The sequence below is a fragment of the Bradyrhizobium sp. WSM3983 genome, assembly GCF_000473045.1.
Classification (GTDB): domain Bacteria; phylum Pseudomonadota; class Alphaproteobacteria; order Rhizobiales; family Xanthobacteraceae; genus Bradyrhizobium.
Genome location: NZ_AXAY01000026.1, coordinates 49,287 through 73,841 on the forward strand (window position 1 = coordinate 49,287; position 24,555 = coordinate 73,841).

Consider the following 24,555-nt stretch of genomic DNA (forward strand, 5'->3'; position numbering starts at 1 on the left):
GGCTGGCTCATTTGTTCATGATATGTTCTAATATAAAGCTAACGGCGTGCGAAGAGTCAATCGAATTGCGCTCGATCAGATTCATGAGCCGAATCAAAGGGATTCCGGGATGGACGTACAACGCAAGCTGGAGATTCTGGCGGATGCCGCCAAGTACGACGCCTCCTGCGCCTCCAGCGGCACCGAGAAGCGGGATTCCAGCGACGGCAAGGGCATGGGCTCGACCGCGCCCGGCATGGGCATCTGCCATTCCTACGCACCGGATGGCCGCTGCATCTCCCTGCTCAAGGTGCTGCTCACCAACGCCTGCAATTACGACTGCCTCTATTGCGTCAACCGCGCCTCCTCGAACGTGCCGCGCGCCCGCTTCACCATCGACGAGGTGGTCAAGCTGACGCTGGACTTCTACCGGCGCAATTACATCGAGGGCCTGTTTCTCTCCTCCGGCATCATCCGCAGCCCTGACTACACCATGGAGCAAGTGGTGAGCGTCGCGCGAAAACTGCGCGAGGAGCATCATTTCCGCGGCTACATCCATCTCAAGACCATTCCGGAAGCCGACGACGCGCTGATCGCGGAGGCCGGCAAATATGCCGACCGTCTCTCCATCAACATCGAAATGCCTGAGGAGACGAGCCTGCAGCAATTCGCGCCGGAGAAAGACGTCCGCGCGATCCGCCGTACCATGGGCCGGCTGCGGCTGAAGCTCGACGAAGCCGAGGACAACCGCAGCACGAAGACGAAGGCGAAGCCGCAGCGTTTCGCGCCGGCAGGCCAAAGCACGCAGATGATCGTCGGCGCCGATAGCGCGAACGATCACACCATCCTCCACGCCAGCGCCAATCTTTACAGTTCATACCAGTTGAGGCGCGTCTATTATTCCGCCTTCAGCCCGATCCCCGATGCCAGTCGCGCGCTGCCTCTGGTACAGCCACCCTTGCTGCGCGAGCACCGGCTCTACCAGGCCGACTGGCTGATGCGGTTCTACGGCTTCGATGTCGGTGAGATCGTCGGCGACAGCGCGATGCTGCCGCTCGACATCGATCCCAAACTCGCCTGGGCGCTAGGCCATCGCGACCGCTTCCCGCTCGACGTCAACCGCGCCAGCCGCGAGGAGCTGCTGCGCGTGCCAGGCTTCGGCACCAAAGCGGTCGAGCGCATCATTGCCACGCGGCGCACCACCACGATCCGCCTCTCCGATCTCGCGCGGCTGCACGTGCCCCGCAACAAGGCGCTGCCTTTCATCATCCTCAGCGATCACCGGCCCGCCTCGCATCGCCTCGACGGGGCGCGGCTGATCGAACGGTTCAAGCCGAAAGCAACGCAACTGGGATTTGGCTTCTGATGCAGTACATTACCCTCGACACCGAAACCGATTTCGACGGCTGGCGCAAAGCCGCGCGCACGCTCGTGCTTCATCATGTGAAGCCCACCGATGTCACCTGGGCCGTGCAGGGCGGCGAAGCCGAGTTGTTCGCACCGCCCGCGCCGTCTCCGATCCTCGAGGTGAACGACGGCACCTTTAGCGTGTCGGCAAAATTCGTCGACCTCGCCCAGTCAGCCATCCTGCATCGCGATCCCCAGCGCTTTGCGATCCTCTATCGCCTGCTGTTTCGGCTGAAGGACAATCACGATCTCATCGATGTCGCGACCGATCCTGACGTCGCGCTGGTCACGGCGATGGCGAGAGCGGTCCATCGCGACGAGCACAAGATGCACGCCTTTGTGCGCTTCCGCGAGATTGGCCGCGAGCGCGCGGCGCATTACGTCGCCTGGTTCGAGCCGGAGCATCACATTGTCGAACTCGCAGCCCCATTCTTTGCCAAACGCTTTGCCGACATGCCCTGGTCGATCCTGACGCCCGATCTCTGCGCGCATTGGGATGGCCACGCGCTTTCGTTCACGCCGGGCGTGAGCAAGGACGAGGCGCCGGGCGAAGACCGGCTGGAGGAAACCTGGCGGCGCTACTACGCCAGCATCCTCAATCCGGCACGGCTCAAGGTGAAGGCGATGCAGACGGAGATGCCGAAAAAATACTGGAGGAACCTGCCCGAGGCTTCGATCATTAAGCCCCTGATCGAGGATGCCGAACGCATGACCGGCGCCATGATCGCCAATGCCGCGACCGATCCGCACAAGCCTCAGAAGCGGCCGGAGGCCCCGATGGCACGCAAGACTACCGCCAATGATCTAGAATCGCTTCGCGAGGAGGCGGCGCATTGCCGCGCCTGCCCGCTCTACAAGGACGCGACGCAGACCGTGTTCGGCGAAGGCCCGAAGGACGCCACCATCATGCTGGTCGGCGAGCAACCTGGCGACAAGGAGGATCTCGCCGGTCATCCCTTCGTTGGCCCTGCCGGCCAGCTGCTCGACCGCGCGCTCGCGGAAGCCGGCGTCGATCGCAAGAAGGTCTATGTCACCAACGCGGTGAAGCACTTCAAATTTGTGCCGCGCGGAAAAATCCGTCTGCACCAGAAGCCGACAACGCCGGAGATCAAGGCGTGCCGGCAATGGTACGAGCGGGAAATTTCGGCGATCCAGCCCGCTCTCGTCGTGGCGATGGGCGCCACCGCCGCGCAAAGCGTGTTCGGAAAGATCACACCGATCGGCAAGACCCGCGGCCGGCTCATTGACCTCCCCGACGGACGCAAGGCTCTGGTCACGGTGCATCCGTCCTATCTGTTGCGGCTACCCGATCCGGAAGCGAAGGTGCTGGAATATCAGCGCTTTGTCGAAGACCTGACAATCGCCGCCGGTTTGCAGAGGAAATCTGCTGACGCCGCCTGACACGCTCTGCAATGCACCGCAACAGATGGTGGAAAAGTTCCGCCTTATCAATAGTTTTTCAACCATTTTAACTGGCTGTCACATGCCGCGCGCAAGATCGGAGGCATTGGGACAGGAGAATTCCGATGAGTGACGTTGCTTTACCCGGCTCCATTGAGCCGGCCGCGCGTAAGGGCCCGGACCTTGAAGGTGGATTCCATCCGCTGACCGGCATCATCTATATGGGCGTGATCGCCGCCGCACTGCTCTTCGTTGCCTACAGCATCTGGGTCGACGTCGACGCGAGCGGCACGCAGGTCAAGAGCATCGCCCCCTTCCTCATGCTCTTCGTCGCGCTCCTGATCGCGCTCGGCTTCGAGTTCGTGAACGGATTCCACGACACCGCCAACGCGGTCGCGACCGTGATCTACACCCGCTCGCTGCCGGCCAATATCGCCGTGGTGTGGTCCGGCATGTTCAACCTGTTCGGCGTGCTCGCCTCCTCCGGCGCAGTCGCATTCGGCATCGTCTCGCTGCTGCCGGTCGAGCTGATCCTTCAGGTCGGCTCCAGCGCCGGCTTCGCGATGGTGTTCGCACTGCTGATCGCCGCCATCATCTGGAACGTCGGCACCTGGTATTTCGGCCTGCCGGCCTCGAGCTCGCACACCCTGATCGGCTCGATCATGGGCGTCGGCATCATGAACGCCGTCCTTCACGGCCGCAGCGGCACCTCGGGCGTTGACTGGTCGCAAGCCACCAACATCGGCAAGGCACTTCTGCTGTCGCCGCTGTTCGGCTTCGCACTCGCAGCCGTCCTGCTGCTGATCCTGCGCACCGTGCTGCTCCGCGCCACGCCTGCGCTGTTCGGCGAGCCGAAGGGCGACCAGCCCCCGCCGTGGTGGATCCGCGGCATCCTGATCCTCACTTGCACGCTGGTGAGCTTCTTCCACGGCTCCAATGACGGTCAGAAGGGCATGGGCCTGATCATGCTGATCCTGATCGGCACCGTGCCGACCGCCTATGCGCTCAACCGCGCATTGCCGGCGAGCGAGATCGAACATTTCGTCACGAACTCGGACGCGGCCAGCAAAATCATTGAGGGCAAGGCGGCTGGTTACAACGTGCTCGGTAATCCGCGGCCAGCGGTGACCAGCTACGTCGCCACGCGCGAAGTCAACGGCGGCACGTTCCCGTCGCTCGCCGTGCTGGTGCGCGATATCGCCAAGCAGGTGACCACCTACGGCTCGCTCGCCAAGGTGCCGGCCGACGTCGTCGGCAACACCCGCAACGACATGTATCTCGCCTCGGAAGCGCTGCGCTTCCTGATGAAGGACAAGGAAGCCGAGCTCAGCGCCGCCGACGTCACCGTGCTCAATGCCTACAAGAGCTCGCTCGACAGCGCCACGAAGTTCATCCCGGGCTGGGTGAAGATCGCGGTCGCCATCGCGCTTGGTCTTGGCACCATGGTCGGCTGGAAGCGCATCGTCGTCACGGTCGGTGAGAAGATCGGCAAGACGCACCTGACCTACGCACAGGGCGCCTGCGCCGAGATCACCGCGGCCGCCACTATCGCTGCCGCCGACATCTACGGTCTCCCGGTCTCGACCACCCACGTGCTGTCGTCAGGCATTGCCGGCACCATGGCCGCCAACGGCTCGGGCCTGCAATGGTCGACGATCCGCAACATCGCCATGGCCTGGGTGCTCACCCTGCCGGCCGCGATGATCATCTCGGGTTCGCTGTACTACTTCTTCTCGCACGTGTTCTGAGCGACGCAGACATTGACAACAAAGGGCCCGTGCGAGGCGCGGGCCCTTTTTCATGTCCACGTCAGCATCGAGGCTCAGGACGCCGCGAGCTGTTCCTCGACCAGCTTGACCCAATAGGACGTGCCGAACACGATCGCCTCGTCGTTGAAATTGTAGGCGGGGTGATGCAGGCCGGCGCTGTCGCCGTTGCCGCAGAAGATGAACGCGCCTGGGCGCGCTTCCAGCATGTAGGCAAAATCTTCGCCGCCCATCAGCGGCGACATCTCGAGCACATTGGCGTCGCCCGCGACCTGCTTGGCAATGCGCGACGCCACCTCGGTCTCCGCGGCGTGGTTGTTCACCACGGGATAGTTGCGCTTGTAGCGCAAATCGATCTTCGCGCCGGTGATCTGGGCGACGCCTGCGACGACTTCGCGCACGCGCTTCTCGACCAGCTTACGCACCTCCGGCTCCAGCGTGCGGATGGTCCCCCTCAGAATCGCGGTTTGCGGGATGACGTTGCGCGCATTGCCGGCGTGGAATTCGCAGATCGAGATCACGGCCGATTCCAGCGGATCGACGCTGCGCGCGACGATCGACTGCAAGGCGGTGATCAGCTGTGCACCGACCAGAACGGAATCGACGCATTTGTGCGGACGCGCGGCGTGGCCGCCGAGGCCCTCGATCATGATGTCGACCTCGTCGGTCGCCGCCATGATCGGGCCGGGCCGGATCGCGAACGAGCCGATCGGAATGCCGGGGCCGTTGTGCATGCCGTAGACCTGCTCGATGCCGAAGCGCTCCATCATGCCGTCCTTGACCATCGCCGCGCCACCGGCGCCGCCTTCCTCGGCCGGCTGGAAGATCACGACGGCATCGCCGGCGAAGTTGCGGGTTTCGGCGAGATAGCGCGCCGCACCCAGCAGCATCGCGGTGTGGCCGTCATGGCCGCAGGCGTGCATCTTGCCCGGAGTCTTGGAGGCGTAAGGCAGGTTGGTCTGCTCGTCGACCGGCAGCGCATCCATGTCGGCACGCATGCCGATCACCTTGAGCCCCTCGCCGGCCGGCTTGTTGCCCTTGATCACGCCGACCACCCCGGTCTGGCCGATGCCGGTCACGACCTCGTCGCAGCCGAACTCGCGCAGGCGATCCGCGACGAATGCTGCAGTGCGGTGGACGTCATACAGGAGCTCGGGGTGCTCATGGATGTCCCGCCGCCAGGCCTGGATATCGGGTTGAAGGTCGGCGACGCGGTTCACGATGGGCATGGAGGGTCTCAAGCTTTGTTAAAATGCAGGACTGTCTACCATGCAAGCGCCAGTCCACCCAACCGCCAGGGATCGGGTCTAGCCCTGTCCGCCCGGCATGGCCGGGCTTGTCCCGGTCGTCTCCGTCTGCCTATTAGGACGGAACGTTTAGAGGCCATCCGGGTGGAAGCAGAATGCCAAGGCGGCTCGAAGGTGAGTTTGACTACATTGTCGTGGGCGCCGGCACGGCCGGCTGCATCGTTGCCAACCGGCTGTCGGCCGAGCCCAAAAATCGCGTCCTCATTCTCGAGGCCGGCGGGGACGACAACTGGATCTGGTTCCACATCCCGGTCGGCTATCTCTTCGCGATCGGCAATCCGCGCTCGGACTGGATGTTCAAGACCGAGGCCGAGCCGGGCCTGAACGGCCGCGCGCTGGCCTATCCCCGCGGCAAGGTGATCGGCGGCTCTTCGGCGATCAACGCCATGATCTCGATGCGCGGACAGGCCGCCGATTACGATCATTGGCGCCAGCTCGGCATGACCGGCTGGGGCTATGATGACGTGCTTCCGCTGTTTAGGCGGCTCGAGGATCACTTCCTGGGCGCAAGCGAGCATCACGGCGCCGGCGGCGGCTGGCGCATCGAGGCGCCGCGGCTGTCCTGGGACGTGCTCGATGCCGTCGGCGATGCCGCAGAAGAAATGGGCATCAAGCGTATCCCGGATTTCAACACCGGCGACAACGAAGGCACGAGCTACTTTCACGTCAATCAGAAGCGCGGCCGGCGCTGGTCGTCGGCGCGCGGCTTCCTCAAACCGGCGCTGAATCGCCCCAATCTGCGGCTCGAGAAGAATGTGCTGGTCGATCGTCTGATCATCGAGCAAGGCGGCGCCGTCGGCGTGCGCTTCATCCAGAACGGCGAGATCATCGAGGCACGCGCCAAGCGCGAGGTGATCCTGTCTGCCGGTTCGATCGGGTCGGTGCAGGTGCTGCATCGCTCCGGTATCGGGCCCGCCGACTGGCTGTCGCCGCTCGGCATCGATATCGTCATGGACAAGCCCGGTGTGGGGCGCAATCTGCAGGACCATCTCCAGCAGCGCGCGATCTACAAGGTCGAGGGCGTGCGGACGTTGAACGAAACCTACTACAACCTGTTCCGCCGCGGCCTGATGGGCCTCGACTATGCCGTCCGACGCCGTGGGCCGCTGACCATGGCGCCATCGCAGCTCGGCATCTTCACACGTTCCGATGCGACACGCGCGCGCGCCAACATCCAGTTCCACGTGCAGCCGCTGTCGCTTGACAAGTTCGGCGATCCCCTGCACCGCTTCCCTGCGATCACCGTGAGCGCCTGCAATCTCCAGCCGACCTCGCGCGGCACTGTTCGGCTGCGCTCAGCGACGCCGGACGAGAAGCCGATCATCGCGCCGAATTATCTGTCGACCGGCGACGATCGCCAGGTCGCCGCCGATGCGATTCGCACCACCCGCCGCCTGATGCAGCAGAAGGCGCTGGCAAAATACCGCCCCAGCGAATATCTGCCCGGCCCCACCGTCGGCGACGACGATGCCTCGCTCGCAAAAGCCGCCGGCGATATCGGCACCACCATCTTCCATCCCGTCGGCACGGCGAAGATGGGCGCGGCGAACGATCCCATGGCCGTGGTCGACGAGCGCCTGCGCTTCTATGGCCTCAGCAGTCTTCGCATCATCGACGCCTCGATCATGCCGACGATCACCTCGGGCAATACCAACACGCCGACTGCGATGATCGCCGAAAAGGGCGCGGCGATGATCCTGGAGGATGCGAAGTAGCATCCAGTCACCATGATCAGTCAGCGCTTTTCCATCGGCCCCGCCGGCGCAGAGATCGCCATGTTGCAATGGGGCGAGAGCGGCAAGCCGCCCGCCCTGCTCGTGCATGGCACAGGCTTCGTCGCCGACGTCTGGGACGAGGTCGCGCGCGATCTCGCATCGACCTACACCGTCTATGCGCTCGATCGCCGCGGCCACGGCGCAAGCCATAAGCCCCTCACCTATCACTTTGCGGACTATGCCGATGATATCTGCCGGGTGATCGACGCGCTGGGCCTGCGCGACGTCTACGGCATCGGTCACAGCGCGGGCGCGACCGATCTGTTGCTGGCAGCAAAGATGAGACCAGGATGTTTCACACGCCTGTTCGTGATGGAGCCGACCGTGATGAACCCGCACGCGGCGCGCGATCCATCCGTGGGACTGAGCGAACAATCGCTGTCCCGCGTGCAGGGCGCGCTGCGCCGGCAGGCGGAGTTCGACAATCACGATGCCGTCTTCAAGCGCTACCGTGCCGCGCCCGCTTTTGCGGATTGGACCGAGGCTTCGCTCTGGGCCTATGTGCGGCACGGTTTTGCGCCGCTCGACAATGGCCGGGTGCGCCTCTGCTGCACGCCGGAGATCGAATCCGCGATGCTGCGCCCGATCTACGAGGCAATGGAGCAGGTTTACGTCGGCGACGCCCGCGGCAATCCGTTCGCCTGGCTCGGCGAAATCGCATGTCCCGTGACGCTGACGACCGCCGAGACGTCGGGCCCGATTTACAAGGAGATGGCGTCACGCGCCATGTCGCTCATCCCGCAGGCCCGTACCCTCACCTTCGAAGGTGCCGGCCACTGTGTGGCGCAGGAAGCCCCCGCCCTCGTGCTGCGGACGGTCCGGGAATTTTCGGCGTAGATCATCGTTCTCTTCCCTTGTCCCGGACGCAGCGCAACAAATTGCGCGCTGCCGAACCGCATCCGGCGTGTGTGACCCCATCTCACGAAAACGTCATCGGCCCCCGCGAATAAACCCGCCCCTCCCCCGATCACCTCCCCGAAGCCCAATTCCGGGCCAAGGGAGATGCGCCATGAGCGGACACGATCACGGGGACGACGGCGTCAGCCGCCGCAAGGTGCTGGAATGCATGACATGGGCCGGCACCGGGGTGCTCTGGACCATCACGGGGGGCGTGCCGCGCTCGCTCGGCATCATCGATTCCGCGCAGGCCGCAACCGCGGCCACGCCCGGCATGACCTTCCTCCAGATCAGCGACAGCCATGTTGGCTTCGACAAGCCGGCCAATCCCAATGCGCTGGGCACGCTGGAGGAAGCCGTCAACAAGATTAATGCGATGCCGGTCAAGCCGTCGTTCATGATCCACACAGGCGACATCACCCATCTGTCGAAAGCCGCCGAGTTCGACAATGCCGATCGCATCATCTCGCAGTCCAAGCTGGACGTTCATTACGTGCCCGGCGAGCATGACTTCCTCGACGAAGAGGTGAAGTTCTATCGCGAGCGCTACGGCCGCGGCACCAAGGGCCAGGGCTGGTACTCCTTCGACGCCGGCGGCGTGCATTTCATCGGCCTCGTCAACGTCGTCGATCTCAAGGCCGGTGGTCTCGGCAATCTCGGCGCCGAGCAGCTCGCCTGGCTCGAGGACGATCTCCGCGGCAAGTCGAAATCCACCCCGGTCGTGCTGTTCGCCCACATCCCGCTCTGGACCGTCTACCCGGAATGGGGTTGGGGCACCGAGGACGGCGGCCGCGCGCTCGAATACGTCAAGGGTTTTGGCTCGGTCACCGTGCTCAACGGCCACATTCACCAGGTCATGCAGAAGGTCGAAGGCAACGTCACCTTCCACACCGCGCGCTCGACCGCCTTCCCGCAACCGGCGCCGGGCGCCGCCGCCTCGCCCGGACCGATGAAGGTCGAGGACGCCAAGCTCCGTTCGATGCTCGGGGTCGCCAGCGTCAACTTCAAGCAGAACGAGCAGCGGCTCGCGATCATCGACACGCCGCTGCAGGGTTGATTCAGGGCTGAACGGAAGCTGACAATGAAGACACTCAATCGCCGCGACTTCGGGGTCGACTTCGGTCTCACTTTGGCCGCGGCCATCCTGCTGCCCGTCACAACCGCCCGTGCCGACGACACCAACCTGGAGATCCACATCGACAATTTCACCTTCCAGCCGGCCGAGCTCAGCATCAAAGTCGGCACCACCGTGACCTGGACCAACCGGGACGACATCCCCCACACCGTGGTGTCGGCCGGCAAGTTCAGGTCCAAGACGCTGGATACCGACGACAAGTTCTCGTTCACCTTCACCAATGCGGGCGACTACAAGTATTTTTGTTCGTTGCACCCGCACATGACCGGGATGATCAAGGTTGAGTAACGTCTCCAACCAAGGCATCTCTGTCTTGCCCGGCCGGTGGTGCCACGCCGGCCGGGTTCGCGTGACTTCGGTCAGGCCCCACAGCGACGCGAAGAACGACACGAAGCACGCAACGACGCACGAAATGCAGCAAGAGGCAAAGCGAGAGGCGATGCCCGTCAGCGACGATTTCCAGAAGGCGCAGCGGTTCCGCGAGGCGGCGCTACCCTATCTCGACGACGTCTACACGCTCGCACGCTATCTGCTGCGCGACGCCTCCGACGCGGAGGACGCAGTGCAGGAATGCTATTTGCGTGCGCTGAAGCACTTTGACAGCTATCGCGGCCCGGCGATGAAGCCGTGGCTGTTCGCGATCCTGCGCAACGTCTGCAACGCCGAATATGCACGACGCGCACACAAGCACGCCGCGATCGAGGACACGCCCGGCGCTGCCGAGCAGACTCCGATGTGGCAGGAGAACGAGGCGAGCCCGGAGACGGAAGTGCTGCGCAGCCGCGACGCCGGCGCCATTCGCAAAATGGTCGACGCACTCGCCGAGCCGTTCAAGGAAACCTTCGTGCTGCGGGAGATCAACAACCTGTCCTATCGCGAAATTGCAGAGACCGTCGGTGCCCCCGTCGGCACCGTGATGTCCCGCCTCGCCCGCGCCCGCGCCATGCTGCGCGCGGCCTGGACGGCGGAAGAGGAGCACTTGAAATGACCTGCGACGAAGCACAAATCCTGCTTCACGCGCTGCTCGACAACGAGCTCGATGCCAGCCATGCGCGCGAGGTCGAAGCCCATATCGCCAGCTGCCCGGCCTGCACGGCCGAGTTCGCGGCGCAGCGCGAGATGAAGCGCGTGCTAGCCGACACCGAGCTGCGCTACAGCGCGCCCGCGACCTTGCGTGCCCGTATCGAGGCGTCGATGCCGCAAGCGCGACCGCAGCCGAGCCGGCGCTCCGTGCTGCGCGGTTTCGCGATGGGCTCGGCGGTCTCGGCCCTCGCCGCCTCCGGCGTCGTCGCCGTCGTGCTCCGCCAGGACGACCAGCAGCGCATCCTCTCGGAGGTCGTCTCCGCGCATCTGCGCTCGCTCCAGGCCGGCCACCTCATCGACGTCGTCTCGACCGACCAGCACACGGTGAAGCCCTGGTTCAACGGCAAGCTCGACGTCGCCCCGCCCGTGATCGACCTCACCGCGCAAGGTTTTACGCTGGTCGGTGGCCGGCTCGACTATATCGACGCCCGTGCCATCGGCGCGGTCGTTTACAAGCGCCGGCAGCACGTGATCAACCTGTTCGTAGCGCAGACCTCGAGCATCGAACATCGGTCGCCGAAGACGCAGACCATGCAGGGCTTCAACTGCCGCCGCTGGGGCGAGCGCGGCCTGAATTTCTGGGCCGTCAGCGATATCGGCGGCGACGAGCTCGCCGAATTCGTCGACAGGTTCGAGGCCGCGATGAAGGCGAATGTGGAGGGGTAGCGCACCCCTCCGTTCCTAAAGCGCCCGATGGCTACCCGATAAGCAGCGCTAGGCAGCCTTCACGCCATCGAGAAACTGGTCGACTTCCTGTGAAAGTTGATTCGATTGGCGCGCCAGATCCCCGGCGGCCGCCAGAAGTTGGGCCGCGGCCGACCCCGTTGTCGTGACCGCCTGCTTGACGCCCACGATGTTGCTCGTCACCTCCTGCGTTCCCTGTGCCGCCTGCTGCACATTGCGCGCGATCTCCCCCGTCGCGGTGCCCTGCTCTTCAACGGCCGCGGCGATGGATGCGGCAATCTGATTGACCTCGTTGATAGTCGCGCCGATGCCCTGAATGGCGTCGACGGCCTGTCTGGTCGAATCCTGGATCCGGGCGATCTGGCCCGAGATCTCTTCCGTGGCCTTGCTGGTCTGCGTCGCCAGCGCCTTGACCTCGGAGGCGACCACGGCGAAGCCCTTTCCCGCTTCTCCGGCGCGCGCTGCCTCTATGGTGGCGTTCAGCGCGAGAAGATTGGTCTGCCCGGCAATGTCGCCGATGAGGCGCGCGACCTCTCCGATCTGCTGTGCGCCGCTTGCCAAGCCCTGGACGACACTGTCGGTGCGGCTTGCGGCTTCCACTGCCTTGTTCGTGATCTGATTGGAGAGCTGCACCTGCCGCCCGATTTCGCTGATCGAAGACGAGAGCTCTTCGGCAGCTATTGCGACCGTCTGCACGTTGGCGGAGGCTTGCTCGGCTGCGGAAGCAACCGCCATGGATTGATGATTGGTCTCCTCCGCGGTGGACGAGAGCCCCCCGGCAGAGGCCTCCATTTCGGTCGCAGCCGCCGAAAGAGCCCCGACAAGCTGCGCAACCTTCGCCTCGAAGCCCTTGGTCAGAACGTCGAGCCGTTGCGCGCGCTGCTCCTTGACACTGCGCTCGGCTTGCTGCTCGGCGCCCAAGCGGTCGGCGAGGATCATGTTGTCCTTGAAGACTTGGACGGCTTGGGCCATGTGCCCGATCTCGTCGCCCCGACCTAGACCCGCGATTTCCGTTGCCATGTCACGCGCGGCAAGCCGCCTCATCGCCTCGGTGATCGCCGTGATGGGGCGGGAGACGCTGTGAATGATAAGGAAGGCGCAGAGCATGCAAATGATGGCCGCCAGGCCGATTGCGGCGATAATCATGAACCGTGCTGAGACATACATTTCGGCGGCCCGGTCGGCCGCCTTCTGACCTTCGGCAGTGTTGAAGGCGATATCTCGCGCCAGTGGTGTCCTGACGCGTTCGAACGTGGGGCGGGTATCGACCACAAAGAACTTCACTGCGTCCTCCTGTTGTCCGCTGCGGACGAGGCTCTCCAGCTTGTCGTGGGCTTGCATATAGGCTGCCCACGCGGCCAGAAACTCGTCCGCGATCTGGCGTTCTTCGCCCGGCGAAACCAGGTGTTCGTAGGCCGCCCATGCTTTGTCCCTCATCTCCAGGGCGGCGCGCATGTTCTTTTCTGCCCACGCCCTGTCCTCTGCGCGGGTCATGAGCCAGTTCGCCTCCGCAATACGATAGCGTTCGGTTTTCCCGGAAAGCTCACCCAGGGCGCGCGTGCTTGGCAGCCAGTTCTGCCGCACTTGCTCGGCCTCTCCGTTCACCGCTGCGAGTCGCAGGATGGCGAATGTGCCAAGCAGAATGGTCACGGCGAGCACCGTGCAGAACGCCGCGATGACTTTCGCCTTGATGGTCTGGTTCTTCAGTGCCCACAGCATGGTGTTGCCCCTCTTCAGTGCACAAAGTATCTGTTATATATTCGACTCGAATATTAAGATTCATTTACGGTATGCTGGTTTTGTCGGTTCCATGCGCCGAATGGACTTGAATGGGACTTGACTAGCACCAGCTAATCTCCATTCCAGTTTTTTTGGCACGCTTGAGGGGCACGCTGCTGATCTCCACCCAAGGTGCGTCGTGGTTCCCAAATTCCCGATATCGGACTCGTTCCGGCCCGGCCTCCCTGGAAAGGCCAAGGAAGCAATTACGCACATCGAGCGCGTGCTCTCGGTTGCGGAACGATCCACCGTGGCGGACAAGAACCCCGGGATCGCCACCTCTTGGCGCCGCAGCAATGCGAACCGTGTCGATCCAGGATCAGGCGAGCCGCCCCGGGTTCTGACTGGAAGTGAGCTCAGCACGATGCGAGAGCCACTGAATGAGCTGATCAGCGAGGCAAGTGACGAACTTGATCGCTTGGTCAAGATCGTGCGCCCTGCCCACTACACGGTGTTGCTTTGCGACAGCCGCGGCATTGCGATCGATCATCGCGGTGATGAGGCGGACGCCGCGCTGTTCAAGCACTGGGGCATTTGGCTTGGTGGTGTTTGGTCGGAGGACATCGAGGGCACAAATGGAATCGGCACTTGCATCGTCGAGCAACAGCCGATCACCGTGCATCGAAAGCAGCACTTTCGGGCGCGCCATATCGGACTGAGCTGTTCAGCAGCTCCGATCTTCGGCGAAGACGGAGAATTGGTCGGTGTCCTGGACGTCTCGTCGTTCGATCGCGTGCTATCGGAGCAATCTCATGCGCTAACGGGGGAGCTGGTTCGGACCTCCGCGTGTGCGATCGAAGAACGCTGGTTTCGTTCGCGTCACCATCGGGATTGGGTAGTTGGTTTCACCCCACCAGGTGGAAGCGCACCGCCGATGCTCATTGCCCTCGATGACGACCAGCGGATCATCGGGGCAGATCGGAATGCCCAGCGCCTTCTGCGCCACGACGACACGCCTCAGAATGGCGTCAGCCTCTGGTCCGTCTTCAGACCCGCCCGATCGCTGTTCTTCCGTGCCGCTGGCGGCAATTTCGCCGCCTCGTTGATACCCCTTTCCGGCATCGAGCCGTGGCCGGTCGTCATTACGCCCCCTGCCGCTCCCCGATCGGCCTATAGGCCTCGCCCGCGGGGATTGGTGCCCGGTGACGATCTGGAGAAGCGGCGCCATGGTCCCGCTGACCTGCAACAGCTGACCCCGCGCGAGCGGGTCGTGCTCAGGGAACTCCTCGAAGGAAATTCCAGCAAGCGTGTCGCACGGAAGCTCGGCATCAGCCCGCGGACTGTGGAGTTTCACCGCGCAAACATCATACGGAAGTTGGGGGCGCGCAATACCGCGGAGCTGATTGCAATCGTGCTTGGGGTGCACGAACGCGACGCACACGACGCTCGACCCGAGTAATCCCGTTCCGCGCAACAATGCACCGCCGGTCGTGTCGATCAACTTGGATGAAGCGACCTCATGGGCATTGATCCGACTGCAACGCCTGAAAAAGATTGCGGAGGGCGACGAGCTCACGCTCCAGGCTTGCTTCGACTGCACACAGATGGACAGGACTGTAAGCTGCAGGTTGCTCCGCGATTTGTTTTACGAGCTTGGTCGTCTGAAGTGTCACCCGAAGTACGCCCTGAAGCGCGGCGTATGCTTCCACGGCCAGCGCCAGCCTGTTCAACCACTCATCCCTTGCTGCGGACTCGTGCGATACGTCCTTCACAGCCGGTTTCCGTCGCGCTGACAGTTGTACGACATTCATTCGTTTCCCTCCTCCCTCCCAGGATATCGTCCTGAGTTCGGCGATCACCTCATCGGCCAATCGCCGAGTGGCGCGTGAGCCTTGGACTGTATTCCGGCCGGCCTGCGCCAATGGCCGCGGCGGCTCAGCGTCACTTCGTCCTTGTATCGTCCTCGGCTCGGCTGCACCTTCTTCAGATATATTCGACTCGAATAGTTTATGAAGCGTTTACAGGGATGCCACCACCATCATAGGCTGAAGCGACCAACGGATCGCCATGAGAACACGCGCCATCGCAGAACTCCTCGCCGGTATTTCGGGGCGCAGTTACAGCCGCGGTTTCACCGAAGGGCTGCACGCAGCCCAATGGGAAGCACTTCGCTATTTTGCTCGGGCAAACGACAGCGCCCGCACTGTCGGCGCATTCGCGGAAGCGCGTGGCACAACCCAGGGGACGGCAACCCAAACGGTGACCGCCCTGGTCAAGAAGGACCTGCTTATTCGACGACACCGGGCAGAAGACCGCAGGATCGTACAGCTCGATCTTACCGAGCGCGGCCGTCACCTCCTCGCCTCCGATCCCCTGCAGCACCTGATCGACAGCCTGAACAAGCTCTCCGCCGAAGATCGCGAAGCGCTGGCGCAGGGTCTCATCGCGCTGCATCAGCAACTCCGGCAATCAGGGAATTGACTGATTCCCAAGCAAGTACAGCACCGCGTTGACAAGCTCGTCTTCGCTATGCGGGTGGTACAGAACCGCGTCAGCACCACGCACGCGCGCGGCCAGTAGCGAGTAGTCTGCCGGAAGGTTGCCGCCGGCGAAGATTGCCAGCACCTGAACCTTGCCACTCAGAGCCTTCAGATACCCGATCGCCTGAAGATACAGCTGCAGCGGGTCCCGAATGACAATCACTGCGACTTCGAATGAATCCGTTGCTCCCGCTATCAGCTGCGGATCGCTGATGTGATGTACATCCCGCACCGTCGGCCAGAGCCGGCGCAAGAGCACGCTCCCCCGCCAGGCTTCGGTATCAACGAGCAGAATCCGAGCCATCGCGAGCGCCGAACCTAACGCAAGGTCTCAGATATCGCGCGGCGATGCGCAGCATTCCTGGAGGACGGCGGGACGAAATCCATGCTGAGGATAAACCTTGATCGTCAAATCTATTCAGGCGCCCCAGCCATCGATAAGTAAACCGCGGTCGCGTGACTACTGGTAGATTTACGAGGCAAGCGCATACCGCCGGCAGCAGGCTCGACCGCCCAAGACCATGCAGAGGTCGAGATCGTGGACTATCACTAGGAGAACGCGACGATGGCCAAGAAACTCAAGCCCATGCATCCTGGTGAGGTGCTGCGGGAAGAATTTCTGATCCCGCTGAATATGTCGGCTGGCGGGCTCGCCAAGGCATGCGGCCTGCCGCGCACGCGTATCGAGCGGATTGCGAGCGAGCAGACCGGAATCACAGCCGACACCGCACTTCGGCTTGGCAAGGCGCTCGGCACGACGGCCGAGCTATGGCTCAATCTTCAAAATGATTTCGACATCCAGATCGCCAAACGCGATCTGGGCAAGGCACTCGATCGCATCGAGACAGTGAACAAGCCTGAAGCCGCCTGAGCGATCGGCCTACGCCGACCGCCGCACCGCGTTGTCCACCAGCGTCTTGCCGAGCGACCAGATCGCACCGGGGACCTTGTGGCTGCCGGCGATGACGTCGTCGAAGGCGCGCTCGATCCAGCTGCAGTCTTCTTCGGTGATGGTGAGCGGCGGAAGCAGCTTGATGGTGTGGCTGCCATGACCGGCGACTTGCGTCAGGATCTTGTGATCCTTGAACAGCGGCACGGTGATGAGCTGGCAGAACAGGCCCTTGTTGGCAGCTTCCAGCACGTTCCAGGACGCCCGCAGCCGCAGCGATTTCGGCGGGCCGAACTCGATGCCGATCATCAGCCCCTTGCCTCGCACTTCCTTCAGCAGCTCGTAGCCGGGCACCATGCGGGTGAGCGCGAGGCGAAGCTCGGCGCCGCGCTTGGCGGCGGACTCGATCAGCTTCTCCGATTCCATCACGTCGAGCGTGGCAATGCCCGCGGCCATCGCCAGATCGTTCTTGGAGAACGTCGAACCGTGCACCACGGCGCGGTCCATCTGGTTGAAGATCTTGTCGAAGATGCTCTTGCGCGTCAGCACCGCGCCGACCGGCACGTGGCCGCCCGAGAGCGACTTCGACAGCAGCACCATGTCGGGCTCGACGTTCCAGTGTTCGACCGCGAGGAAACGGCCGGTGCGGCCCATGCCGGTCTGGATCTCGTCGGCGACGAACAGCGTGCCGTACTTCTTGCAGAGCGCGGCGGCGCCCGGCAGGAACTCGTCGGAGGGCATGTTGACGCCCTTGCCCTGGATCGGCTCGACGACGAAGGCCGCGACCTCGCGCGAGGCCAGCGCCTTCTCGAGCGCGGCGAGATCGTTGAACGGAACCGAGGTGCAACCCGGCAGCAGCGGCTCAAAGCCGGTGCGGAAGTTCGAATCACCGGTCAGCGACAGCGCGCCATAGGTCAGGCCATGATAGCCGTGGGCACAGTAGACGATGCCGGGGCGGCCGGTGGCGCCGCGCGCGAACTTGATCGCGGCCTCGACGCATTCGGCGCCGGAATTGGCGAAGAACGCCTTATCAAGATAGGGAACATATTTCAGGAGCCGCTCGGCGAGCACGCCGGCGAGCACCGAGACGTCGAACTGGACGAGATTGGGCAGATCGGCGTCGAGCACACTTTTCAGCGCCTCGCGCATCACCGGATGATTGCGCCCGATTGCGAACACGCCAAAGCCGGACAGGAGGTCGAGATAGCGCGCCCCGTCGCGATCGTAGAGGTACTGCCCCTGCCCCTTCTGGAAGCCGACATCGTAGCCGATGGTCTTGAGAACCCGAACGAACTGCTCGTTCAGATGCCGATTATGCAGGGCGCTACGCTGGGCCTGACGGTCCGCGAATAGCTGAGACATGTCTGGATTTGGACTGTTCATCCGCTACATACTTCGGTTGAGGGCCGCTTCGTCAACTGAAAACGGTCAGCAAACGGAAAAGGGTCTGTGCGGCCTTTTGCCCTTTTTCGGACCATGTTCGCAAGCACAGCTTTAAACCATGTTGCACTGCCAAGGAACACTCATGCGTTTGGCCATTTACACCGGAATAATACTGGCGGGCGGTTACGCCGGCCTGACACCGGCGCTCGCCGCCGATCCCACCGGCGACTGGCGGGTCGCCGATGGCGTTGCCAATATCCGCGTCGCCCAATGCAACGGCAGCATGTGGGGCGCGGTTTCCTGGGAAAAGCAGCCCGGCGGCCGCGACGACAACAACCCGGATGTCTCAAAAAAGAACAGACCGTCACTGGGCATGGCGACCCTGATCAACATGAAGAAGACGGCCGGCGCCGAGCAGTGGGAAGGTCAGGTCTACAACGCGAAGGATGGTCAGATGTATAGTGCGACCATCACGCCTGTCGGCACCGACCAGCTCGAGATCAAGGGCTGCGTCCTGGGCTTCCTGTGCGGCGGCGAGACCTGGACCCGCGTCGGTCCGCCGATTCCCTTGAGCACCGCCAACGCCATGGCCAAGGGTGCGCCCAAAACCACAGGTGCGGCGCCCAGGGCTGCGCCAGCAGTGCCGAGTGCCGCAGCCCCCGCGCCGACGACGGCAGCTCCGAAGAGCGCCACCGCGACCAAGCCCGGTCAGAAAGGTGCCGCCGATCCCGTCGGCGACATCTGCCTACTCCCTGAGATTGCGGGGCTTGCCCATTAGGGCCGGCTGGAACAGCAGCACTGCGGCAAGCGTCGTCACCAGCGAGAGTGCGAGCAGCTTGCCCATGCTGGACGTGCCCGGATGGCTCGACAGCCACAGGCTGCCGAACGCGGTCGCCGTCGTCAGTGCGCTGAAAAAGATCGCGCGCGTCAGGCTGGTCTGAAGCAGATTTGTCCTGCCGGACCGCCACGCCACGACATAATAGATCTTGAACGCGACGCCGACACCGAGCAGCAGCGGGAACGCGACGATGTTGGCGAAGTTGAGCGGCAGGCCGATCAACACGCAGATCTCGAGCGTCACTGCGCCCGCAACCAGAAGCGGCACCAGCGTCATCAGAACGTCGACCAGGCGGCGCAGCGTGATCCACAGCAAGAGGCCGATCACCAGCAGCGCATAGATGCCGGCATGGATGAACGCCCTCACCACGGTGTCACCCGACTTCAGGATCGAGACCGGTCCACCAATCGCGGTCGGCTCGGCCTCGAGCACGGCTGCAGCGAATTTGCGCAGCGTATCGTTGTCGTTGGGATCGCCCTTCGGCTGCGCCTCGACACGAATGATTCCATCCTTGCTCTTCCAGGCGCTGACGAGATCGGGCGGCAGCGACTTCAGGGTGACCGGCTCGGCCTGCATTGCGTTCCTGAGCTGGTCGAACACGATCTTCATCGGCGTGACGAATACGTCCTGCGCCTTGTTGCGGGTCGCCTCATCCGAATTGGCGAGCTTGTCGAGCGCGGCCGCGAGCCGGCGCGAGGCGATTGCGCCCGGGCCTTTGGCGTCACCGGCAGTCCGGCGCAGATTGTCGACTGAGGATTTCAGCGCCTCGACGTTTTCCTGATCCGACGGCGCCGCGTCGACCTGGTCCGGGTTGAGCGCGGGGTTCAGGATCTTGGCACCCTGTGCGATCAGCTTCAGCTTCGGCTGCTGGTCTTCCGGCACGAAGCTGTCGAGCGACATCACGCGCAACACTTGGGGTACTTTCTCCAGCTTCGCTTCGACCTGCTTGGCCTGCTCATCCGACGTGGTCATCACGTTGATGGCATTGGCGCCGGTGTTGGGATCCTTTCGCAGGTCGAGGAAGGTCGCGATCGACTCCGCCTTCGGGTTGCGCAGGTTCATCGGGTTGAAGTCGAACTTCAGGAAGTAGAGAAGCGGCAGGCCGGCGAGCGCCAGCAGCAACGTGCCGCCCACAACCAACACACGGTGCTTCTCCAGGAAGTAATCGAGCGGCGCCAGGAAGGCATAGCCAACCGGCTCCATCTCACCGGGCGGATTCAGCAGCTTCAGCATCGCGGGCAGTACGGTGATACTGGAGACGAACGCCACCAGCATGCCGACGCCGGCGATCTGGCCGAGCTCGGAGATGCCCTTGTAGTCGGTCGGCAGGAAACAGAGGAAGCCGGCGGCGGTCGCCATTGCCGCCAGCGACAGCGGCACCGCCGAGCGCTTCGCGGCAAGCACCAGCGCGCCGGAGAGATCGTCGTGTTTGTAGCGCTCCGAGCGGTAGCGGACGCTGTACTGGATACCGAAATCGACGCCCAGGCCGACGAACAGCACGGCGAACGCGATCGACAGCAAATTGAAAGAGCCGACCATCATCAGGCCCGCCGCGGTCGTCAGCGCGAGGCCGACGAAGAGATTGACGAACACCGCGAAGATGATCTTCGAAGAGTGCAGCGCGAGCCACAGGATCAGGAGCACGACGAGCACCGTACCGATGCCGTTGACGATAGCGCCTTCCTGGACGGTGGCGTATTCCTCGTTGGCGATCGGGACCGGACCTGTCAGCCGTACCCGTGCCTGATATTTTGTCGCAAAATCGAGATCGAGCGCTGCCTTGCGGATCGCGTCGGTTGCGCCCTTGCCGGGCTCCAGCGCGTTGTAGTCAAGGATCGGCTTGAACTCGATGAAGGCACGCTTGTCCGAATCCTCCAGCGGCTTGTCGCTGACGAGCTCGCGCCAGGAGAAGATCGCATTGCCCTTGTTGAGCACGGTCTCGACCGTCTCTGCGATCTGGTTGAACGGCCGCTCGGTGCTGTCGAGCTTGACCTGGCCGCGCTTGACACCGGCGAGCCCGGTCTCCAGCGCGCCCGTCAGGCCGCGGATCGACGGATCGCCGGCCATGATCTCGATCAGGGGCGCTGCGGATTCGAACTGGCTGGTAATCTTGCCGACTTCCTCGGTCGGCAGGAACAACAGACCGTTCTTCTCGAAGAACTCACCGGTGCCGAGCTGCTGCATCGACTGGAATTCGGTCTTGTTGTCCTTCAGCTTGGCAAACAGCGCGTCCGCGGCTGCGGTCGCCATCTCCGGCGTCCTGGCCTCGACGACCGCGAGAATGGTCGCGTCACGGTCGAAGGCGCGGTCGAACTGCTGGTCGCGCTGGCGCCAGTCCAGATTCTGGGCAATCAGCGAATTGATGTCGGTGTTGATGGCGAAGTGCTGGGACGTGTAATAGCCCGCCCCCACCGCCAGCAGGAGCCCGAGAACGACGACGAGGGAGGCAAACCGGGTACAGGCCCTGACGATGGCAACGACTACGCTCTGCAGCACTTCTTTTCTTTCTAGTGTTAACAGCCTGCCGGAAACGCCCGCTGTTTATCGGAGTTCCCAGGCGAAACCTATTGCTGTTTGCGTGGCTCTCGCGGGAACCAGGTTCGAAGTAAACGCCGGAAGGACCATGGCAAAATCATGCGAAGGGGCGGTATAGCCGTCGAGTTGAGGCGGTAAAGTGACGAAGGGGTGAGCACAAATGTAGCTGCCTCGCCCACGCGGAATAGAGTATTATAGTACCCGCCATCAGTCCTGCCGGGAACCCCTGGCCTCGCTCCACCTTTCCTTATCGCCGATTTTTTGACACAAAGTGCTGTGCCTGCATGCGCCGGGAACCCAGGATGGGGTGGGCGGTTACCGCGGTCGCGACGCCAATGGTGCGGATATTGCAGCATTGGCCTGTATCGGGTGCCACCGGGGACAATTGAGCGGATTGGTGCAAATTGCGTGATGGGCGTCCAATGGAAGTTTATCTAGCGCAGCCGCGCGGCTTTTGCGCGGGCGTGGTGCGCGCAATCGAGATCGTGGAGCGGGCCCTGGAGAAATATGGCCCGCCCGTCTACGTGCGCCATGAGATCGTGCACAACAAATACGTCGTCGAGAGCCTGAAGAACAAAGGCGCGATCTTCGTCGAGGAGCTGTCCGAAGTTCCACCGAAGGCTGTCACCGTTTTCAGTGCCCATGGCGTCGCCCGCAGCGTCGAGGAAGAGGCCGCCGCGCGCGACCTTCCGGTGCTGAATGCCACCTGCCCCCTGGTCACGAAAGTTCACAATCAGGGGAAGCGCTACATCACCAAGGGCCGCACCCTGATCCTGGTCGGCCATGCCGGCCACCCCGAGGTCGAGGGCACGATGGGCCAGGTTCCCGGGCCCGTTCTACTGGTCCAGAGCGTTGACGAGGCTATCGCGCTGGCGCTGCCGGCGGATACGCCAGTGGCCTACATTACCCAGACCACGCTGTCGGTCGACGACACCAGGGACATTATCGGGGCTCTTCAAGCCAAATTTACAGATATTCAAGGCCCAGACATCCGGGATATCTGCTATGCGACACAGAACCGCCAATCTGCGGTAAGGGACTTGAGCAAGCTGGTCGACGTGATCTTGGTGGTGGGCGCTGCCAATAGCTCGAACTCGAACAGGCTCCGCGAAATCGGCACCGAGGCCGGTGTCGCGAGTTATCTGATCGCCGATGGCCGCGAGCTCAATCCGGAGTGGTTGAAAGGTGCCAGGACCGTCGGCCTCACGGCCGGCGCCTCGGCGCCTGAGGTGCTGGTGGATGACGTGATCGAAGCGCTGCGGCGGATCGGACCGGTGACGGTCTCGGTGCTCCCGGGCCGCGAGGAAAACATCGAATTCAGGCTTCCGGCCCAACTGGCTGCGAGCTGACCTATCCGAATTTCAAGCCCAGAAAGAAACGTGCAATGGCTATCCCCTTCTTCAAGGAAATGCGTATCGGCGGCTATTTGCTCAAGCAGAAACTGCTTGGCCGCAAACGCTATCCGCTCGTGCTGATGCTGGAGCCGCTGTTCCGCTGCAACCTCGCCTGCGTCGGCTGCGGCAAGATCGATTATCCCGATGCGATCCTCAACCGCCGCATGACGGCGCAGGAGTGCTGGGACGCGGCCGACGAGTGCGGCGCGCCGATGGTGGCGATTCCCGGCGGCGAGCCGCTGATCCACAAGGAGATCGGCGAGATCGTGCGCGGCCTCGTCGCGCGCAAGAAGTTCGTTTCGCTCTGCACCAACGCGCTGCTGCTCGAGAAGAAGCTCGACCTGTTCGAGCCCTCACCTTACCTGTTCTTCTCCGTGCATCTCGACGGCCTGAAGGATCATCACGACAAGGCCGTGTCGCAGAAGGGCGTGTTCGACCGTGCCGTGTCCGCGATCAAGGCGGCGAAGGCGCGCGGCTTCACCGTCAACGTCAACGCCACCATCTTCGACGGCCATCCGGCCGAAGAGATCGCAAAATTCCTCGACCTCACCGTCGAGCTTGGTGTCGGCGTGTCGATGTCGCCCGGCTACGCCTATGAGCGCGCGCCGGACCAGGAGCACTTCCTCAACCGCACCAAGACCAAGAAGCTGTTCCGCGACGTCTTCGCCATGGGCAAGGGCAAGAAGTGGAATTTCATGCATTCCGGCCTGTTCCTCGACTTCCTCGCCGGCAACCAGGAATACGAGTGCACGCCGTGGGGCATGCCCGCGCGCAACATTTTTGGTTGGCAGAAGCCCTGCTACCTGCTCGGTGAAGGCTACGCCAAAACCTTCAAGGAGCTGATGGACACCACCGACTGGGAGACCTACGGCACCGGCAAGTACGAGAAGTGCGCCGACTGTATGGCCCATTGCGGCTACGAGCCGACAGCCGCGACCGCCGCGCTCAACAACCCGATCAAGGCGATGTGGGTGTCGCTGCGCGGCATCAGGACCTCGGGCGCGATGGCGCCGGAGATCGACATGTCGAAGCAGCGCCCGGCGCAGTACATCTTCTCGGAGCAGGTCCAGAAGAAGCTCTCCGAGATCCGCAAGGACGAGGCCGCCGCTGCACAGGAGAAGGCGGCACGGAAGGCTTCGACGGCGGCGTAAGCGGCGCGAGTCGCACGAACGAAAAAGGGCCCGGTCGCCACTGCGACCGGGCTTTTTCTTTTGTTAGTTTGGTGTCACCGCAATGATCATGCGTCGCGCATCCCCTGATAGCCAGCCGCTTTCGCCGCTTTAACAAGCTTGCGATCGAACGTGACGAAACCCTCGCAACGTCGGGATCGCGTCAGATGCAGCGCATCCGCGAAATCCATTCCCTTCTCGGCGAGGTCGAGCGCCTGCGACGATTGTTTGGCATGGTCCCCCGTCAGGCAGAGGACGATCAGATCAATCGCGAGCATGCCGGCGCCGGGCTTCGGCAACCACGCCTGCGTCCATCTCTTCCAGCGTCTTCGGCTTGCCCTTGTAGGCGAGTACGCCGAATACGTCCTCCGGCCGCGTCTCGGCAAAGGCCGGGGCCGGCTTCAACAGCACGCCCTCAGGGGTGTCCTCAACGGTGAGCCGTGTTCCCGCCCGCCATTTCCGCCGCTGACGAATGGCGCTGGGCAGGATGACCTGCCCCTTGGTGGAAACGGTGGTGGTGAGCTTTTCCGCGCCGGCCATCGGCCCGCCCTTCCTAGTGTAAGACAAAGGTAAGATAGGGCGCAGGCGAGCTCACATTCAATGGGTTCGCCCCCTCCGGCTACGTACATCAAAGAAAGGCCCGGCGCCAATGGC

General features: G+C 63.2%; 23 protein-coding genes. 15 read left to right on the plus strand and 8 right to left on the minus strand.

Annotated features, from left to right (window positions below):
• Positions 1 to 109 precede the first annotated feature (109 nt).
• From YUA_RS0129475 to YUA_RS0129485, 3 genes are all read left to right on the plus strand, one after another.
• Positions 110 to 1,345 (plus strand): putative DNA modification/repair radical SAM protein, encoded by a 1,236-nt coding sequence (locus YUA_RS0129475; protein ID WP_027533923.1) that lies wholly within the window; start codon positions 110 to 112, stop codon positions 1,343 to 1,345.
• Positions 1,345 to 2,787 carry a UdgX family uracil-DNA binding protein gene (locus YUA_RS0129480; RefSeq protein ID WP_027533924.1) on the plus strand — a complete coding sequence of 481 codons (1,443 nt, stop codon included), beginning with the start codon at positions 1,345 to 1,347 and terminating at the stop codon, positions 2,785 to 2,787. The genes YUA_RS0129475 and YUA_RS0129480 overlap by 1 nt, the downstream gene beginning before the upstream one ends.
• Positions 2,788 to 2,912: 125 nt before the next feature.
• Positions 2,913 to 4,535 carry an inorganic phosphate transporter gene (locus YUA_RS0129485; protein ID WP_027533925.1) on the plus strand — a complete coding sequence of 541 codons (1,623 nt, stop codon included), beginning with the start codon at positions 2,913 to 2,915 and terminating at the stop codon, positions 4,533 to 4,535.
• A gap of 74 nt (positions 4,536 to 4,609) precedes the next feature.
• On the opposite strand, the gene YUA_RS0129490 is transcribed toward YUA_RS0129485, so the two are convergent.
• Complete coding sequence (locus tag YUA_RS0129490) at positions 4,610 to 5,782, minus strand: M20 aminoacylase family protein (RefSeq protein ID WP_027533926.1); 1,173 nt, start codon at positions 5,780 to 5,782, stop codon at positions 4,610 to 4,612.
• Positions 5,783 to 5,955: 173 nt separating this feature from the next.
• Here YUA_RS0129490 and YUA_RS0129495 point away from each other — a divergent pair, with 173 nt between their 5' ends.
• The 6 genes from YUA_RS0129495 (at position 5,956) to YUA_RS0129520 (ending at position 11,416) form a co-directional block, all read left to right on the plus strand.
• Entirely contained in the window at positions 5,956 to 7,575 is a 1,620-nt protein-coding gene (locus tag YUA_RS0129495; protein WP_027533927.1) for a GMC family oxidoreductase, read from the plus strand.
• A gap of 12 nt (positions 7,576 to 7,587) precedes the next feature.
• Complete coding sequence (locus YUA_RS0129500) at positions 7,588 to 8,472, plus strand: alpha/beta fold hydrolase (RefSeq protein ID WP_027533928.1); 885 nt, start codon at positions 7,588 to 7,590, stop codon at positions 8,470 to 8,472.
• Between the two features lie 172 nt (positions 8,473 to 8,644).
• Positions 8,645 to 9,589 carry a metallophosphoesterase gene (locus YUA_RS0129505; RefSeq protein ID WP_027533929.1) on the plus strand — a complete coding sequence of 315 codons (945 nt, stop codon included), beginning with the start codon at positions 8,645 to 8,647 and terminating at the stop codon, positions 9,587 to 9,589.
• A gap of 24 nt (positions 9,590 to 9,613) precedes the next feature.
• A complete protein-coding gene (locus YUA_RS0129510; RefSeq protein ID WP_027533930.1) occupies positions 9,614 to 9,955 on the plus strand; it encodes a cupredoxin family copper-binding protein in 342 nt (113 codons plus the stop codon).
• Positions 9,956 to 10,106: 151 nt separating this feature from the next.
• A complete protein-coding gene (locus tag YUA_RS0129515) occupies positions 10,107 to 10,655 on the plus strand; it encodes a sigma-70 family RNA polymerase sigma factor (protein ID WP_027533931.1) in 549 nt (182 codons plus the stop codon).
• Positions 10,652 to 11,416: an anti-sigma factor gene (locus tag YUA_RS0129520; protein WP_027533932.1), complete on the plus strand. Its 765-nt coding sequence runs from the start codon at positions 10,652 to 10,654 to the stop codon at positions 11,414 to 11,416. The genes YUA_RS0129515 and YUA_RS0129520 overlap by 4 nt, the downstream gene beginning before the upstream one ends.
• 48 nt (positions 11,417 to 11,464) lie before the next feature.
• On the opposite strand, the gene YUA_RS0129525 is transcribed toward YUA_RS0129520, so the two are convergent.
• Positions 11,465 to 13,153, minus strand: coding sequence for a methyl-accepting chemotaxis protein (locus tag YUA_RS0129525; protein WP_051383451.1), 1,689 nt, complete (start codon positions 13,151 to 13,153; stop codon positions 11,465 to 11,467).
• 199 nt (positions 13,154 to 13,352) lie between these two features.
• Between YUA_RS0129525 and YUA_RS47145 the strand changes: the two genes are divergently transcribed.
• Complete coding sequence (locus tag YUA_RS47145; RefSeq protein WP_051383452.1) at positions 13,353 to 14,612, plus strand: LuxR C-terminal-related transcriptional regulator; 1,260 nt, start codon at positions 13,353 to 13,355, stop codon at positions 14,610 to 14,612.
• 58 nt (positions 14,613 to 14,670) lie between these two features.
• Here YUA_RS47145 and YUA_RS0129535 read toward each other — a convergent pair whose 3' ends face one another.
• Positions 14,671 to 14,964, minus strand: a complete 294-nt coding sequence (locus YUA_RS0129535) for a hypothetical protein (RefSeq protein WP_156947338.1) — start codon at positions 14,962 to 14,964, stop codon at positions 14,671 to 14,673.
• A gap of 256 nt (positions 14,965 to 15,220) precedes the next feature.
• Between YUA_RS0129535 and YUA_RS45410 the strand changes: the two genes are divergently transcribed.
• Positions 15,221 to 15,634 (plus strand): MarR family transcriptional regulator, encoded by a 414-nt coding sequence (locus tag YUA_RS45410; RefSeq protein ID WP_035972209.1) that lies wholly within the window; start codon positions 15,221 to 15,223, stop codon positions 15,632 to 15,634.
• Here YUA_RS45410 and YUA_RS0129545 read toward each other — a convergent pair.
• Positions 15,623 to 15,997: a hypothetical protein gene (locus YUA_RS0129545; protein WP_027533935.1), complete on the minus strand. Its 375-nt coding sequence runs from the start codon at positions 15,995 to 15,997 to the stop codon at positions 15,623 to 15,625. The genes YUA_RS45410 and YUA_RS0129545 overlap by 12 nt on opposite strands.
• Before the next feature lie 261 nt (positions 15,998 to 16,258).
• Between YUA_RS0129545 and YUA_RS0129550 the strand changes: the two genes are divergently transcribed.
• Positions 16,259 to 16,564, plus strand: coding sequence for a HigA family addiction module antitoxin (locus YUA_RS0129550; protein WP_027533936.1), 306 nt, complete (start codon positions 16,259 to 16,261; stop codon positions 16,562 to 16,564).
• Between the two features lie 9 nt (positions 16,565 to 16,573).
• On the opposite strand, the gene hpnO is transcribed toward YUA_RS0129550, so the two are convergent.
• Positions 16,574 to 17,965, minus strand: a complete 1,392-nt coding sequence (gene hpnO, locus YUA_RS0129555) for an aminobacteriohopanetriol synthase HpnO (RefSeq protein WP_027533937.1) — start codon at positions 17,963 to 17,965, stop codon at positions 16,574 to 16,576.
• A gap of 142 nt (positions 17,966 to 18,107) precedes the next feature.
• Here hpnO and YUA_RS0129560 point away from each other — a divergent pair, with 142 nt between their 5' ends.
• Positions 18,108 to 18,743: a DUF2147 domain-containing protein gene (locus tag YUA_RS0129560; RefSeq protein WP_027533938.1), complete on the plus strand. Its 636-nt coding sequence runs from the start codon at positions 18,108 to 18,110 to the stop codon at positions 18,741 to 18,743.
• Here YUA_RS0129560 and YUA_RS0129565 read toward each other — a convergent pair.
• Positions 18,711 to 21,299 (minus strand): MMPL family transporter, encoded by a 2,589-nt coding sequence (locus tag YUA_RS0129565; protein WP_027533939.1) that lies wholly within the window; start codon positions 21,297 to 21,299, stop codon positions 18,711 to 18,713. The two genes, YUA_RS0129560 and YUA_RS0129565, sit on opposite strands and share 33 nt — an antisense overlap.
• A 461-nt stretch (positions 21,300 to 21,760) precedes the next feature.
• Between YUA_RS0129565 and ispH the strand changes: the two genes are divergently transcribed.
• On the plus strand, positions 21,761 to 22,687 hold the full coding sequence (gene ispH / locus YUA_RS0129570) for a 4-hydroxy-3-methylbut-2-enyl diphosphate reductase (RefSeq protein ID WP_027533940.1): 927 nt from the start codon (positions 21,761 to 21,763) through the stop codon (positions 22,685 to 22,687).
• Positions 22,688 to 22,722: 35 nt separating this feature from the next.
• Positions 22,723 to 23,883 (plus strand): adenosyl-hopene transferase HpnH, encoded by a 1,161-nt coding sequence (hpnH, locus tag YUA_RS0129575; protein WP_027533941.1) that lies wholly within the window; start codon positions 22,723 to 22,725, stop codon positions 23,881 to 23,883.
• Between the two features lie 86 nt (positions 23,884 to 23,969).
• Here the strand turns inward: hpnH and YUA_RS0129580 are convergent, their stop codons facing one another.
• Complete coding sequence (locus tag YUA_RS0129580; protein ID WP_027533942.1) at positions 23,970 to 24,179, minus strand: hypothetical protein; 210 nt, start codon at positions 24,177 to 24,179, stop codon at positions 23,970 to 23,972.
• Complete coding sequence (locus YUA_RS0129585) at positions 24,166 to 24,441, minus strand: AbrB/MazE/SpoVT family DNA-binding domain-containing protein (RefSeq protein ID WP_027533943.1); 276 nt, start codon at positions 24,439 to 24,441, stop codon at positions 24,166 to 24,168. Before YUA_RS0129585 ends, YUA_RS0129580 begins: the two co-directional genes overlap by 14 nt.
• Positions 24,442 to 24,555: the final 114 nt, after the last annotated feature.